Source organism: Amycolatopsis panacis, assembly GCF_003600245.1.
In the GTDB taxonomy this organism is placed as follows: domain Bacteria; phylum Actinomycetota; class Actinomycetes; order Mycobacteriales; family Pseudonocardiaceae; genus Amycolatopsis; species Amycolatopsis sulphurea.
In genome coordinates, this window is the sequence record NZ_QZFV01000153.1 from 62310 (window position 1) to 76463 (window position 14154).

The following is a 14154-nucleotide window of genomic DNA, read 5'->3' on the forward strand; positions in this document are numbered from 1 at the left end:
TACCGGTCACGCGTGCGCCTCGACCTGCGCAGGCACGCTCCCGGTGAGCACGAAACTGTCCCGGATCTCGTACATCATCCGCGCAGTCACCTGGCGGTCGGCAATGCGCTGTTCGGGGTGCGCGGGCCGCATCGCGGACACCGAGTGCCGGACGTAGGACTCGGTGGTGAGCCGCCGGTAGCCGTGTGAGGAAACCCCGGGGACGAGCGAGTAATCCGTCCACAGCAGGAACGGGTAGCCATGCTCGGGCGGGATGTCCGGGGAGGCCCAGTCGGCAGGCCCCGGCTCGGCTCGCAGGTCCAGGGCCAGTTCGCCGACCTGGAGCACCAGCCCGTCCGTCCCGGCCCGCGGGGCGGCGAACACCTTGTGGAAACCCAGCAGATAGCCGCGGATCAGCGAGTGCTCGTTGTCGACGAAAGTGACGACGGGGAAAATGAAATCCTCGCCACCCCAGTGCACGGGCACCTTGACGATCGTCTCGGCGAACCGGATCGAATGCTGCTCCGAGGTAGTCGACTCGACCTGCGAGGTGGTCACGACGAATCGGCGGGCCACCAGCCGTTCGATCAGGTCCGCCGGTACCCCGGGCCCGGCCAGCGCGCGGAAGTCGACCGGGTCGGTTTCGTCGAACAGCATGGAACGGCCGGTGCAGGAGAAGGCGTTCGGGAATCGGATGGACATGGAACGGCTCCAGGATCTCGGATCAGCGAGCGGACGGCCAGTTCACGGCGGTGTAGTCGACCTCGCCGCCGAATCTCTGCTCGGCCTCGCCGAAGCGGGCTCGCACGACGTCGAACAGCTCGTCCGGCCGCGGCATGATCGCCTCGGCGTGGCCGAGGTCCTTGCGCATGTGACGCAGGGCGAAGTCCAGCTCGTCCGGCGCCACGGGCAGCATCTTGTCCAGCTTGCTGGCACAGACCAGGGCCATCCACCCGTCACTGGCGATGATCCGCTGGGCGACCGGGAAATCCGGGCCGAGCAGCTCCTCCAGCGGCGGCACGAACGAACTCAGGGTGGCCAGCATCGTGGCGCCCCAGGCGTTGTAGAGCAGCTTGAACCGGGTCGGGTGCCCCGGCTCGCGGAAGTCGTACCGGGTGCGGACGAACAGCTTCAGCACCTGGTCGATCCGCTCGTCGGAGCCGCTCGCGTGCACGAACGCCGAGAGCGTGCCCGATTCCGCGCCGCTGCGGCTCCCGGTGACCGGGCACTCCACGCCGACGCCGCCGGAGGCCCGGATCAGCTCGTGCCACCACAGCACCTGCGCCAGGCCCAGCGTCGTCAGCTCGATGCAGACCGCGCCCGCGGCCACGGCCTCGCCGATCGGCTCCAGCGACCAGAATTCCCGGCTCCGGTCGTCGTTCTCGAAACAGCCCACGATGACATCCGGGCGCAGCGCGGACAAGCCGTCCTCGGACACGCAGCGCACACCCGGCACGGGGGAGCGGGCGGCATGCCTGCTGTGCAGCGCGACGGTGTGTCCGGGGTGCCCGGCCAGGTGCGCCAGAATTCCCCGGGTCATCACGCCCAGCCCGCTGACCAGTACCGTCGTCTCCCTCACCGGGAGCCGTCCTCGCCGGCGACCGCGCCGAGAATCTGTTCCTTCAGATCACCGGCCACGACCATGTTCTTGTACACCAGCGCACTGTCCGGAATGGACACTCCGAGCTCGTCCTCGATGGTGGTGATGAGTTCGACCACGCCGATCGAATCGATGCCGAGGTCGTCGAGGATCCGGGAATCCGGGCGGATTTCCACGCCGCTGTCCACGTCCGCGGCCGCGCGCATCTTCACGTCGATGAAATCGGCGAGCTCCTGCCGTTGCACGATCGGTGCTCCTTTCCGTTGGCCGCCGGCACCTCAGACGGCGGGGAAGTAACGAATCTGCGACCACTGGTCGATGTTCGCGAGGATCGCGTCGTCGGTCACCTTCCGCACGTGGTCGAAGAACCGCTCGCAGGTGTCCATCGGGGGATCCAGCCGCTCGTAGTGGAACGCCACGTTGTCCGGGCCGTCCAGCCGGGAATAGGCCAGGAAGACCGGCAGCTGGTACTTCCGCACCATCAGATAAGGGAAAATCGACACCTGCCGGTCCAGGCCGAGCAGGCGGAACCCGACGGAATTGCGGCCCGCGGTGGATCCCACGACGGTGTCCGGCGGCCAGATGATCCCGTACCCCTCCTTGATCGCGGACTCCTGCAGCCGGGCACCCAGCAGGCTAGGGGTGGGGATGATCCGCAACCCGGCCGAATCCGGGAAGGTGACCGGCCGGGCGATGCGCGCGAGCGCAACCAGCGGCGCGAAACCCTGGTCCCGGAACATCGGGAGGGTCACCCGTTCCCCCAGGAACGCCAGGTGCGCGGCCGGCGCGAAGGCCGGCCCGATGTGCGGGGAGATGAACAGCTTCGGACCGGGGATCGAGCACACTTCGGCGGCCGGGCCGACCGGTGGTTCCGCGATCACCTCCTGCCGCACCAGGGTGCGCGTCAGCGCGGGCATGTGCTGCTGCAGCAGCGCGGTGATCGACTCGGAGAAGGCGTCCGGACCGCCCACGCGGCCCACGGCCTCGGCGAGTTCGGAGGTCAGCGGTGCGTCGGCGGCCAGCACGTAGCGGCGGTCGCGGGTGCGCTCCCAGATCTCGTCCAGGCTGTCCTCGATCAGCTGTTCCCGGTCCGGCCAGGACAGCTGCCCGGGATCCGGATCCCCGGGGCCGCGCCCGAAGGTCACGTCCACCGCGGGCGGAAGATCTCCGGCCAGGCCGTCCAGCGAGGCCTGGGCCAGCTCGGTGAGTGTGTAGTGAACGTTCACAGTCCTCTTCCTTCCGGGCGTGCGGCCGGGCGGTGCCGGGCCATCTGCGTCACGTGCTCAACCCCCGGCCAGCCGGCGCACGGCTTCCCGGATCAGGTTCCGGTCCGTGGCAAGGGACATCCGTGCCCACCGCCGGCCCTCGGCCCCGAATTTGCGGCCGGACATCAGCCGCACGCCGCAGGTGCGTTCCAGCCGCTCGGCCGCGTCCTCGGTGAACGACCGGCCGCCGAGATCCAGCCAGAGGAAGTAGGTCGCCTCCGGCGGGTGGACGGCGATGCCGCTGCCCGCGGCGGTCAACCCGGCCACGGCGAAATCCCGATTGGCCCGCAACCGCACCAAAGTGTGCCGCAGCCACCTGCTGTCGGTTCCGTATGCGGCCCGCAAAGCGGCTTGCTGCACGGTTTTGGGCATGGTCATCCGGGCACCGATCCGGCCGGGCGAATCCCGCCAGCGGCCGTCTCGGGCGAACAGGGCGAACGCGACGCCGAGACCCGACATGTTGTGCGACTTCGTCGGCCCCGACAAGGTGAGTGTGCGTGCCCGCGCGTCTTCGCCGAGGGAGGCGAACGGGATGTGCCTTCCGGTGAGCACCAATCGACCGTGAAGTTCGTTGGACACCACCAGAATGTCCCACTTCGCGGCGAGCCCGGCCAGGTGGCGCAGCGCGCCGGCGCCGAAGGTGCGGCCGGTGGGATTGTGCGGGTTGCACACGTAGATGACTCTGGTCCGGCCGGACACCACCCGGTCCAGCAGCGACCAGGCACCGTCGAGATAGCCGTGGATGTCCACGGGGACGGGCACGCCGCCCGCGCCGGTGATACTCCGCGGGATGTGCTCGTAGCTCGGGGCGAAGTAGACCGCCTCGTCGCCGGGCGCCAGCACGTCGTTGAGCAGCAGATACGAGGCCGCCACACAGCTGGAGACGAGCCAGAATTCGGCCGGATCGACGCGCATCGCGTACGCCTGGCGGTAGAACGCGGCCAGCACTTCGGTCGTGCCGTTGGCGGTGTAGTGCGGCGGGTATACCAGCGGCTCACGTATGGCGCGGCGGACGGCCGCCCTGATCACCGGATCGAGCGGGAAGTCCATGTCCGCGATGTCGACCGGAATGACCGCTGGTGGGGCGCCCCGCCATTTCGCGGACAGCGTACGCCGTCCGCGCAGCGCCCGCGGGACGCGGACCGGTCCGTCCCGGACTTCGCCCGGGGCGAGGTCGTCGTCGACTTTCACCGTCATGTCCGGCTCACCGAGGGCTGTGAAGGGACCCTTCACAGCCCCTGAGTCCGTGAAGGTGCCCTTCACGGCATGCGAGCCGTGCTTGTCAGCCACGAGCGGCCTCCATGATCGCTTCGTCGACATCGCGTGCCGCCTCTTCCGGCTCACCAGTCCAGCGCGAGCGTGATGTCCGCGCGGGGCAGCCGGTAGGACTCCCGCCCGGTGAGGCTGTTGAGGATGACCGCGCTGCGCCACGCGGCGAGGCTCAGGTTCGGGTCGGCGATGCCGTGGCTGCCCTGCGCGGCGTTCTGCACGTAGATCCGGTTGCCCGGCGGGCCGTCCCAGCCCAGGCTGTAGTCCTCGTCGACGTGGTAGACGCCGTCGGTGATCGGCAGCCGTTCCAGCAGCGGGGACAGGAAATCCGGCACCTCGGGGCGGAATCCGGTGGCGAGGATGACGTGGTCGGCCTCGAATTCGTGCCAGCTGTCCGCGGTACGGTCCCGCACCGCCGCCCGGTAACGGCCGGTGCTGGTCGTGGTGAGCCGGACGAGTTCGCAGTGCGGGTGCAGCCCGTGCCGGATCGGATGCTTGTCGAGATAGTCCAGTTCGTAGAGCCTGCGGTAGATCTCGCCGAGCAGGTGACCGGAGATCCCGGTCTGGGCCGGTCGCTGCCCGCGCAGCAGTGACCGGCGCCGATCCACCGGCAGCTGCCGGAAATGCTCGACGTAGCGCGGGTGGGCCCATTCGGTGGAGAACGGCGACTCGTCCAGCGGCGTCAGCCCGTCCCCGGCGGTGATCCAGGTCAGGCCACGTGGATGCCCGGCCCGTCCGGACAGCACCTCCAGCGCCACCTCGCCCGCGCTCTGCCCGCCACCGACCAGCAGCACTTCCTGGCCCGCCAGGCTCGCCACCTCCTGGTGGAACCGGGCGGCGTGCGTCACCCGGCCACCGCGTACCTCGCGCGCACACGGCGGCAGGTACGGCCGCTGGCCGACGCCGAGCACCAGATCCTTTACGCGCCACCGCGATTGGCTGGAATGCACGAGGAAGCCCGCCCCGTCGTGCTCGACGCTCTTCACGTGCTGGTTCAGGTGCACGCCGAGTTCGGTGGCCGCCCAGCGGAAGTACTGGTCGAACTCCTTGCGGCTGACCGTGCCGCCGCTGGCGATCAGGTGCCGGTACAGCCTGCCCTGCTCGCTCAGGAAGTTCAGGAAGCTGTACCGGCTGCGCGGATCCACCAGGCTGACCAGGTCCTTGACGCCGCTGACCTGCAACCGCGAGCCGTTCAGCAGCAGACCGGGATGCCAGCTGACCGAGGCACGCGACTCCACGACGCTGATCTCCGGCCGAGCGAGCGGCGCGCCGAGCGCGGCGAGGCTCAGATTGGCGGGACCGGCCCCGATCGCGAGCACCTCGGCCTGTCGTTCGTAGGTCATCTGGTGTCGGCCCCTCCCTCGTCGCGGTCGTCGGCGTCACTGGAACTCGGCGTAGCCGGGCAGCACGGACCGGCCGTTGTTGTGGTGTTTCAGCGATTCGTAGTACTCGCCGCGCACCAGTGCGAGCGACTCGCGCAGCGCGGCCCCCTCGCCGCCCGGCAACGTGGTGTGGCCGCTGCTCCGGCACACTTCGCCGAACGCCGGCGGCACCGTGGAAACCGCCGCCCGGTCCCGGGTTCCGGTTGCCACGGCCAGCAGGAGCACGCCGAACTGGAACGTGTTCATCCGGTGCGGCGACCGGACCGCCAGCTCGCGCAACGCCTGCACCACCTCGGCATCGGTTTCGATGCGCAGCAACGCTTTCAGCGCGGCCAGCGACATACCGACCTCACTGCCGGCCAGCATCGGGTGCTCGCCCAACTCGCGTGCCTGGACCAACCGGGCGCGCTCGGCGGCGTCCGCCACCCGGTCCAGCCCGGCCCCGCCGCACCGGACGATGTCGGCGTAGCACAGCGGTTCGCCGCCGCGCTGCGGGAGCAGGCAGCGCAGGCTTTCCAGACGCAGCTTGAGCCGGTGTACTGCGCGTTCGGTCCGGAACAGGTACCAGGTACTGGTGTCGGCCGGCGTCATCAACGCCAGACCTGCTTGGTGCGCAAGCACTTCCAGACGTTGGCGCAGGCCGATCCGCGGTGGCGCGGCCGGGCGGTGCACCTCGAACGAGCACACCAGCGGGTACCGCAGACCGTGCCACAAGTCCAGGCCGTGCAACGACGCGGCCCGCGGCAGATCTCCCGCCCGGACGAACAACGTGAGCACCAGCAGCCCCGGATGGCGGGAACGCAGGTGGTCGTCCAGCCCGCGCGCCGGATGTGCCGCGGGGAGATCCTCGGGAGTCACCACGATCAGGTCGAGATCCGACGCCAGCCGCGGGCCGTCCGCGCCCCGCCGGACCGATGGTTCACCGCGTGCGAGCGAGCCGCCCAGATACAGATTGGCGTCGCCGACGCGATACTGCGCGAAATAATCGCGGATTGTGATTACGTATTCCCGGATTTCTTCGTCGACTCGCTCCCGCGCGGCGGCGGGAACACAGAGGCTTGCGCCGAACCAGGTCCGCGGCAGCTGACCGAGGCCGGTCGAATCCGCTGTACTGCTGCTCAACGTCACCTCCATCCGAAACCGGAATGCCGCTGTGCCCTACGCCGCCGCGTACAGGCACCACACCATCGTCGGAGTGAATTCCTCCAGCACGGACAGCCCGGCCAGGCCGTTCACCACGTCGATCGAGGCGATGCATCCCGCGGTCTCACCCGCCGCCGCGGCTTGCGCGGCCAGCGGCTTGGCCCGCACGAACGACAACGCCGCGCCGGGCGCGTAGAGGTGCGCGAACGCCAGCGTCGACGGGTGGATGGTCAGGGTGGCGGGCGGCTCGTTCCCCGGGCCGAGGCGGCTGTTGACCGCCAGGCACATCGTCTTGGTTTCCTGCTCCCACAACGCGACCATGCGCAATCTGCCCAGAAAGCCGAAGTGCAGATCGGCCCAGGTCTCGGCGACCCCGTCGGCGTCGCGGTGCACGTACCCGGCCGGGACCAGCGCGCACCCGCCGTCGCGGCAGGTCGCCGCCATCGCCTCCCGGAACGTGCCCGCCAGCCGGACGTCGGAGAACAGCGACGAGGCCAGTGATTCCGCGTCCGTGCCGGCCGGGCCGAGCGTCGTCACCGACGCCTGCCGATAGCGCTCCGGCACCGGTATGCCGAGGCGGACGCTTGATTCTGCAATGGCCATGCTCATCCCCTCGCCAGGACCGGTCCGGCGGATCGGTCTCCCTCCGAAGCCAGGCCGGACAGCCGGAGTTGCGAGACGGCGATCCGGTGTGGTTGCGCGAACAGCCGGATCACCGCGCACCGGCGGACGGCTTCCTGGACGATCGTGCGGAGCGCCGCTTCGGGCGGGACGCTTTCCGCCGGCAGCACGGACACCGTGCACCGGACGTCCTGCAGGGGGATCGGTGCCGCCGGATCGGCCTGCAGCAGCCCGCGCACGTCCACTCGCGCGTCCGAGCGTACCCGCCAGGTCAGCGGGGGTACGCCCGCCTGCTTCGCCAGCGCGTTGGCCAGGTCGGCGGCCATTCCCATCAGCAGGTACTCCTGCGGGTTCGGCCCCCAGTCCACCCCGGCAAGCTGCTTCGGCTGGTCGACCCGCAGGACGTCGGCGGAATCGCGGGCGCCCTCGGACACGAACTGCGTTCCGCTGATCCACCGCAACCGGCGCGCGGCGGACTCTTCGACGCTGAACTGCCCGGCGCTGAACTGCGCGGCGGTCTGCGGAAACCGCACCGTGACGGGGATGGCCTCGACGACGGTCCGGTGGTTCGGGCTGTAGGTCTTCACCTGCGTGATCAGCTCCCGCACCAGCTCCGGGGAAGCGTCGGATTCGATGTCCAGGGCGTAGCCGACGCCGTCCCCGTGCTCGATGCCGAGGCGGACCGCATCGAATTCGACGCCGCGTGCGCTGCCACCGCCGATCAGGGTTTTCAAGGTGCAGGAACCGATTCCGGTGAGGGCCAGCTCCATCGGCGTGGGTTCCCCGGTCGGCACCACGACACCCGGCGGTGCCACCGGCTGCTCGAACTGGCGGGCCGATTTGATGGTGCCGAGAATCGCCGGCCGGACCCGGGCCGTCAGCCCTCTTGTCGGCGAGCACTCCGCTTCGGCCCCGTAGCGGTATTGTGCCTCGGCCGGGTCGGTCCGTGTTTCGTGCACCACTTCGCTGAAACTGGCCGTGTTGAAGCTGTTGCGCATTTCTCACACTCCATCCGGCGAGCCGAGTGCCTGGGCCAGATCGCGGATCAGGTCGCCCGCGTTCTCGATACCGGCCGAGAAGCGGATCAATCCGGGATTGATGCCGATCGCGCTGCGCTGCCGGGCGGTGAGAGAACTGTGCGAGGTATTGAACGGCATGCTGACCAGTGATTCCACGCCACCCAGACTCGTCGCGACGTACGGGATCTCCAGCTTTCCCATGACGGCCAAAGCGGCCGCGTCGCCACCGGCCACCTCGAAGCTGACCATTCCGCCGAACCCGGGATATCCGGAAAGGTCGATCGGCGGCCGGGGCACGGTTCCGCAGGTGGGGTGGAGTACCCGGTGCACCGCGGGATGGCCGCTGAGAAAACGGGCGACTTCCTCGGCATTGCGATTCTGCGCGGCCACCCGGATCGCCAGTGTTTTCAGACCGCGTTCCAGCAGGAAACAGGAGAAGGGCTCCAGCGTCCCGCCGAAGCGCATCGCCTGGCTCCAGATGCGGTCCAGGAATTTCCGCGGGCCGGCGATCGCGCCGGCGGTGAGATCGCTGTGCCCGCTGAGATACTTCGTCGCGCTGTGCACCACCACCGTCGCCCCGCGCTCCAGCGGCCGGGAATTCACCGGCGACAGGAACGTATTGTCGACGACCAGCAGGGCGTCCGCGTCGGCCGCCAGTTTCGCCAGCGCGGGCAGATCGATCATCTTGAGCAGTGGATTGGTCAGGGTCTCGAAGAACAGCAGCTGCGTTTCCGGGCGGATGGCCGTGGCGACCGACGCCAAGTCTGTCGGGTCGACGAAACTGACCTCGCGACCGGCCGAGGGCATGTCCTCGCGCAGCAGGTTGTAGGTGCCGCCGTAGACGTCGTGCGCGGAGATGATGTGGCTGCCCGCATTGGTCAGGCCGTAGATGGTGGCGGCAATCGCGCTCATGCCCGAGGAGGTGACGACCGCGCTCTCCGCGTTCTCCAGCGTGGCGATCTTTTCCTGGACCGCCCACTGGCTGGGGTTGCCGTAGCGGGTGTAGATCGGGACATCGCGAAAGGAGCCATCGTCGAATGCCTGATAGCTCAGCTCGTCGAGCAGGAACGTACTGGTCTGGAAAATGGGTGTGCCGACGCTGCCGGTGACCGGGTCCTCATAGGTTCCCGCGTGGACGGCCAGCGTTTCCGGGGAAAGCGCGCGCGACATCAGGCGATTCTGCTCGGTGACCGGCCCGCGGCTACGCTTGCGCTCGAGTTCGTCGAACCACTTCGTTTCGCCGCCCGTTTTGTCGAACCCCAAGGCGACACGTTTGTTACCGGGCAACGATTCCCCCTTGTGCATCCGGATGACTGCGCGTCCGGACGGCCTGCGAAGATGCGTTTTCCGAATAGTGCCACACTTGGCGAAGCTGTCAACCGGCGCCGGATATGCCCACTCGATCGGCTCAGGACGTCGGGCGGTTTCTCCGGATCGTCGTAAATTGGCGGCAATGCCTCGTACGAGCCACTTTGCCGTCCCGGCAGGTGACCCGGGCGCGGACGCGATGACCCGAAATTACCGGACGATTCCATCGGCCGAGGGACGCCGATGGTGACACGATTACTCGAAAGGGGCGCGCACCGTCGCCGCTAGTGGTTTCGCCGCCGCACGGCGTGCCCGCTACGGTGTCCCGATGCAGCAGGAAGCGAATACCTTCGACCAGAGCATGGCCGGCTGGCAGCAGTGGCAGGAGAGCCCGTGGGGGCGGCTGCGGTACGCGCTGGCCGCGGCGAACCTGCGGCGCCACCTCGGCCCCGCCCCGCTGGACGTGCTCGACGTCGGCGGCGGTGACGGTGGCGATGCCGTGGCTCTCGCCCTGGCCGGTCACCGGGTGCGGATCGTGGACAACTCGGCGGAGATGCTGACCGCCGCGCAGCGGCGCGCGGAGGCGGCCGGCGTCGGCGACCGGGTGACGTGCGTGCGGTCGGACCTGCTGCACATGTCCGCCGAGACAGCCGATGTCGTGTTGTGCCATAACGTGCTGCAGTACGTCACTTCCGTCCGGGAAGCCCTTGAGGCAGTGGTCCGGCCACTCCGGCCCGGCGGCCTCCTGTCGGTCATGGCGATCAACAAACATTCGGCCCCATTGGTGACCGCCATCCGCAAACTCGATCCGGCCGCCGCACTCGCCGCCCTCGACAGCGACCAGCTCGAAACCGCCACCTTCGGCACCGTCGTCGCCCTGTTCACCGCCGCCGACCTCGCCGCTGCCATGTCCGAGGCGAACTGCCCGCCCACCGCGCATTACGGAATCCGCAACGTCTGCGATTACATCGCCGATGACGACCGCAAGAAGGATCCGGCCTTTTACGCGGATCTGGAACGCTTGGAGCTGGCGCTGAGCGATCGCGATCCGTACCGGCAGACGGCCCGTCTGTGCCAGCTCGTCGGTACTCGCCTTTGAGCGGGTACGTCGGCTGTGCCTCAAACAATTTCGCAACCTGCAAGGTATATCCATAGAATCAAACCCACGGTGTGCGCCAAACGCCCCCGCTTCGCCTGCCAATAGCCATCGAACCTTGTCAACCGCTTTTCGTGTGATCACCCTCCCGGATCAATCTCGGATGACTTTGTGACAATCCGGTACCTACTTGACATCATGTACCGCTCGGCACACGCTGTTCGCATTGGTCTGCACCAAAATGGGTCCGTGTCAGGCCCCGTGACGGTGGCCGGCCCTGGCCGAGGCGGGAGGGCGGAGCAGTGCGGCGAAGCAGGACGTGGGCCCGGCTCACGGCGGCGATCGGCGCGGCCGTGGTGGTGTTCGCCGCCGGGTGCGGGCCGGGGGGCGCCGGCGGCCGGACGCTGACGGTCTGGCTGATGAGCGGACCGGTGCCCGACGACACGGTCAACGCGATCGGCAAGGACTTCGAAGCCGCCCATCCCGGCGTCAAGGTCGATTATCAGGTCCAGCAATGGGACGGCATCGGGCAGAAGCTGACCACCGCTTTGACCCGCACCAGCGGCGGCCCGGACATCATCGAGCTGGGCACCACGCAGGACGCGCAGTACACCTCCCAAGGCGCGCTGCAGGACCTCACGGGCTCGGTCGGCGAACTCAACGGCCCGCAATGGCTGCCCACGCTCAAGGAATCCGGTGCCTACGGCGGCAAGCAGTACGGGGTGCCGTTCTATGCGGCCAGCCGGGTCGTCGTCTACCGCACCGATCTGTTCCGGCGGGCGGGCATCACCGCGCCGCCCGCCTCCGCCGACGAATGGCTGGCCGATCTGGCCAAGCTCAAAGCGCTGCCGGGCGTGGACCCGCTGTATCTGCCCGGCCAGAGTTGGTACGCCCTGCTGTCGTTCATCTGGGATCACGGCGGGGATCTCGCCCACAACGAAGGCGGGACCTGGCGGTCCACTGTGAACACTCCGGAAGCCAAGGCAGGCTTTGCCTTCTACAAGCAGTTGGTCGATACCTCCGGCACCACCGCGGCCAAGGACACCGACGAGGCCACCCCGCAGCAGTCGGACGTGATCGCCAAGGGGGACACCGCAAGCTTTATCGGCTTCGGTTCCGATCTGGCCGAGGTGATCGCGTCGAACCCTTCGCTGAAGGACAAGTTCGGCGCCTTCCCGATCCCCTCGCGCACCGCCGGCAAGACCGCACCGGTGCTGGAGGCCGGCTCGATCCTGGCCATCCCGGCCAACAGCAAGAACGCGGATCTGGCCAAGGACTGGCTGAAGATCGAGACCAGCGCGAAGTACCAGGCGCAGCTGGCCGCCACCGACTCGGTGCCCGGCACCTCCACCGACACCAGCGCGTTGCGGGCCACCCCGGTCGGCCGGGCGATGGTGGCCGCCTCGAAGGACGGCAAGGTCACCCCGGTCACGCCCCGATGGACGGCCGTCGAGGCCGACAACCCGTTGAAATCGGCCCTGACCGCGTACCTGACCGGGAAGAAGAGCCTGGATCAGGCCGTGTCGGACGCGGATTCCGCGATCACCAAGACGTTGACGAGTTCGAGCTGAGCGGATGACGGCGACTACGGACACCGGCGTGGGGATCACCCCGCCGGCAACGCGTCCCACCGTGCCATGGCGGCGGAGGCTTCCTTACCTGCTCCTGCTGCCCGCGACGGTGACGGTGCTGGCGCTGGTGGGATACCCGGTGCTGTCGGCGGTGCTGACCAGCTTCCGGCAATCGGATCTCGCGGAGCTGGTCAGCGGCGAGACGGTGTGGAACGGCCTGGGCAACTACACGGCCGTTCTGTCCGATCCGGCATTCTGGCTGAGCACGGTGCGTACCCTGCTGTTCACTGCGGCGTGCGTGTCCACCAGCGTGCTCGGCGGGCTCCTCGTCGCGTTGCTGATGCGACACGTGCATCGCGTCGTGCGCGGTGTGCTGCAAGTGAGCCTAGTGCTGGCCTGGGCGATGCCGATGCTGGCGGCGACCACTGTGTTCCAGTGGATGTTCGACCAGAACTACGGGATCCTCAACAAGACGTTGGTGCAGCTGGGTTTTCCGTCGTTCGCCGGGTACTCCTGGTTCTCCACCGGGTGGTCGACGATGGCCGTGATCATGGTCCTGATCGCGTGGCAGAGCATTCCGTTCGTGGCGTTCACCCTGTACGCGGGCATCCTCGGCGTACCGGGTGAGCTGTACGAGGCGGCGAGCCTGGACGGGGCGAGCAGCTGGCAGGCGTTCCGCTCGGTGACCTGGACGGCCTTGCGCCCGCTGATCAACATCGTGACGTTCCTGTCGTTGTTGTGGGATTTCAAGGTGTTCACGCAGGTGTGGGCGATCCGGCAGGGCGGCCCGGACGGCGGGAGCACGACGTTGCCGGTGCTGCAGTTCATCAAGGGCATCGCCACCAGCCACTTCGGCGTCGCCGCCGCGGTGAGCGTGCTCATGACGCTGATGCTGGTCGCGATCACCTGGCAGAACCTGCGGTTGATGCTGCGTGCCGAGGAGGCGGAGTGATGCCGCGTGCCGGTGTCCAGAAGGTCGTCGTGTCCGCGGTGGGTGTGCTGGCCGCGGCGTTCTTCGCCTTCCCGACCTACTGGATGATCAGCACGGCCCTGAAGCCGGGCGACCAGTTGTTGTCCGACAGCTACGATCTGGTGCCGTTCGGGGTGACGCTCCGGCATTTCGTGGACGGCATCGGCAAAGCCGGATTCACCACGGCGCTGGGCAACAGCGTGATCGCCGCGCTGGGTGCGGTGGCCTGCGCGCTGGTGGCCGGGCTGCTGGCCGCGGTACCGCTGGCGCGCATGCGTTTCCGTGGCCGCAGGGGTTTCGTGCTGCTGGTGCTGGTCGCGCAGATGGCGCCGTTCGAGGCGCTGCTGATCCCGATGTACCTGCTGATGCGCGACCTGGACCTGCTCGACCGCCTGCCCGGGTTGATCCTGGTCTATTTCGGTGCGACCCTGCCGTTCACCGCGTGGACGTTGCGTGGCTTCATCCGGGGCATTCCGGCGGACCTGGAGGAGGCCGCCATGGTGGACGGCTGCGGACGGTGGTCGGCGTTTCGCCGGGTGACCCTGCCGCTGCTGGGACCAGGCCTGGTGGCGACTTCGGTGTTCAGCTTCATCACAGCGTGGAACGAGTTCCTGTACGCGCTGACGTTCATGCAGAGCGAGGACAACTTCACCCTGCCGGTGTGGCTGTCGGGCTTCCATACCCAGTTCGGCACGGACTGGGGCGGGACGATGGCGGCGTCGACGGTGTTCACGCTGCCGGTGCTGATCTTTTTCCTGGTGGTGCAGCGCAATCTCGTCGCCGGCCTGACCGCCGGAGCGGTAAAGGGCTGACGTTTTCGGGCTCCCGAAGGCTGTGAAGGGTCCCTTCACGGACTCAAAGGCGGTGAAGGGACCCTTCACGGCGCCGCCGGCCTACCCGATTGCCAGATTGCCGGAGGTGGGTGGGGTTA

At 68.4% G+C, this 14154-nt stretch carries 14 protein-coding genes; 4 read left to right on the forward strand and 10 right to left on the reverse strand.

The features are described 5' to 3' along the window. Positions 1-6: 6 nt before the first annotated feature. The 10 genes from D5S19_RS31110 to D5S19_RS31155 all read right to left on the reverse strand — a co-directional run bounded on the left by D5S19_RS31110 (position 7) and on the right by D5S19_RS31155 (position 9541). Complete coding sequence (locus D5S19_RS31110) at positions 7-681, reverse strand: acetoacetate decarboxylase family protein (protein WP_120026913.1); 675 nt, start codon at positions 679-681, stop codon at positions 7-9. A 22-nt stretch (positions 682-703) separates the two neighbouring features. Next, positions 704-1558 (reverse strand): NAD(P)-binding domain-containing protein, encoded by an 855-nt coding sequence (locus D5S19_RS31115; RefSeq protein ID WP_120026914.1) that lies wholly within the window; start codon positions 1556-1558, stop codon positions 704-706. Next, a complete protein-coding gene (locus D5S19_RS31120) occupies positions 1555-1824 on the reverse strand; it encodes an acyl carrier protein (RefSeq protein WP_199730804.1) in 270 nt (89 codons plus the stop codon). Before D5S19_RS31120 ends, D5S19_RS31115 begins: the two co-directional genes overlap by 4 nt. A 33-nt stretch (positions 1825-1857) precedes the next feature. Further along, the gene (locus D5S19_RS31125) at positions 1858-2805 is read right to left on the reverse strand and encodes a hypothetical protein (protein ID WP_120026915.1); all 948 of its coding nucleotides are present in this window, start codon (positions 2803-2805) and stop codon (positions 1858-1860) included. Positions 2806-2862: 57 nt separating this feature from the next. Next, entirely contained in the window at positions 2863-4041 is a 1179-nt protein-coding gene (locus D5S19_RS31130; RefSeq protein WP_158605684.1) for an aminotransferase class I/II-fold pyridoxal phosphate-dependent enzyme, read from the reverse strand. A 143-nt stretch (positions 4042-4184) separates the two neighbouring features. Beyond that, positions 4185-5456: a lysine N(6)-hydroxylase/L-ornithine N(5)-oxygenase family protein gene (locus D5S19_RS31135; protein ID WP_120026917.1), complete on the reverse strand. Its 1272-nt coding sequence runs from the start codon at positions 5454-5456 to the stop codon at positions 4185-4187. A 36-nt stretch (positions 5457-5492) separates the two neighbouring features. After that, entirely contained in the window at positions 5493-6617 is a 1125-nt protein-coding gene (locus D5S19_RS31140) for a nucleotidyltransferase family protein (protein WP_147397538.1), read from the reverse strand. Positions 6618-6653: 36 nt separating this feature from the next. Next, the gene (locus D5S19_RS31145) at positions 6654-7241 is read right to left on the reverse strand and encodes a hypothetical protein (RefSeq protein ID WP_120026919.1); all 588 of its coding nucleotides are present in this window, start codon (positions 7239-7241) and stop codon (positions 6654-6656) included. A gap of 2 nt (positions 7242-7243) precedes the next feature. Continuing rightward, the gene (locus tag D5S19_RS31150; protein ID WP_120026920.1) at positions 7244-8257 is read right to left on the reverse strand and encodes an OsmC family protein; all 1014 of its coding nucleotides are present in this window, start codon (positions 8255-8257) and stop codon (positions 7244-7246) included. A gap of 3 nt (positions 8258-8260) precedes the next feature. After that, positions 8261-9541, reverse strand: coding sequence for a trans-sulfuration enzyme family protein (locus D5S19_RS31155; protein ID WP_199730805.1), 1281 nt, complete (start codon positions 9539-9541; stop codon positions 8261-8263). A gap of 373 nt (positions 9542-9914) precedes the next feature. On the opposite strand from D5S19_RS31155, the gene D5S19_RS31160 reads away from it, so the two are divergent. From D5S19_RS31160 to D5S19_RS31175, 4 genes are all read left to right on the forward strand, one after another. Further along, on the forward strand, positions 9915-10685 hold the full coding sequence (locus D5S19_RS31160; RefSeq protein WP_120026922.1) for a methyltransferase domain-containing protein: 771 nt from the start codon (positions 9915-9917) through the stop codon (positions 10683-10685). Between the two features lie 299 nt (positions 10686-10984). Continuing rightward, positions 10985-12253: an extracellular solute-binding protein gene (locus D5S19_RS31165; protein ID WP_120026923.1), complete on the forward strand. Its 1269-nt coding sequence runs from the start codon at positions 10985-10987 to the stop codon at positions 12251-12253. Between the two features lie 4 nt (positions 12254-12257). Beyond that, complete coding sequence (locus D5S19_RS31170) at positions 12258-13205, forward strand: carbohydrate ABC transporter permease (RefSeq protein ID WP_120026924.1); 948 nt, start codon at positions 12258-12260, stop codon at positions 13203-13205. Further along, positions 13205-14035, forward strand: a complete 831-nt coding sequence (locus D5S19_RS31175) for a carbohydrate ABC transporter permease (protein WP_120026925.1) — start codon at positions 13205-13207, stop codon at positions 14033-14035. The genes D5S19_RS31170 and D5S19_RS31175 overlap by 1 nt, the downstream gene beginning before the upstream one ends. The last annotated feature ends 119 nt before the right edge of the window (positions 14036-14154 follow it).

Excerpts from the sequence above, each read along its gene's own strand:
- D5S19_RS31130 (WP_158605684.1), bottom strand. The coding sequence starts at position 4,041 with ATGACGGTGAAAGTCGACGACGACCTCGCCCCGGGCGAAGTCCGGGAC.
- D5S19_RS31175 (WP_120026925.1), top strand. The coding sequence starts at position 13,205 with ATGCCGCGTGCCGGTGTCCAGAAGGTCGTCGTGTCCGCGGTGGGTGTG.
- D5S19_RS31170 (WP_120026924.1), top strand. The coding sequence starts at position 12,258 with ATGACGGCGACTACGGACACCGGCGTGGGGATCACCCCGCCGGCAACG.
- D5S19_RS31150 (WP_120026920.1), bottom strand. The coding sequence starts at position 8,257 with ATGCGCAACAGCTTCAACACGGCCAGTTTCAGCGAAGTGGTGCACGAA.
- D5S19_RS31135 (WP_120026917.1), bottom strand. The coding sequence starts at position 5,456 with ATGACCTACGAACGACAGGCCGAGGTGCTCGCGATCGGGGCCGGTCCC.
- D5S19_RS31110 (WP_120026913.1), bottom strand. The coding sequence starts at position 681 with ATGTCCATCCGATTCCCGAACGCCTTCTCCTGCACCGGCCGTTCCATG.
- D5S19_RS31145 (WP_120026919.1), bottom strand. The coding sequence starts at position 7,241 with ATGGCCATTGCAGAATCAAGCGTCCGCCTCGGCATACCGGTGCCGGAG.
- D5S19_RS31160 (WP_120026922.1), top strand. The coding sequence starts at position 9,915 with ATGCAGCAGGAAGCGAATACCTTCGACCAGAGCATGGCCGGCTGGCAG.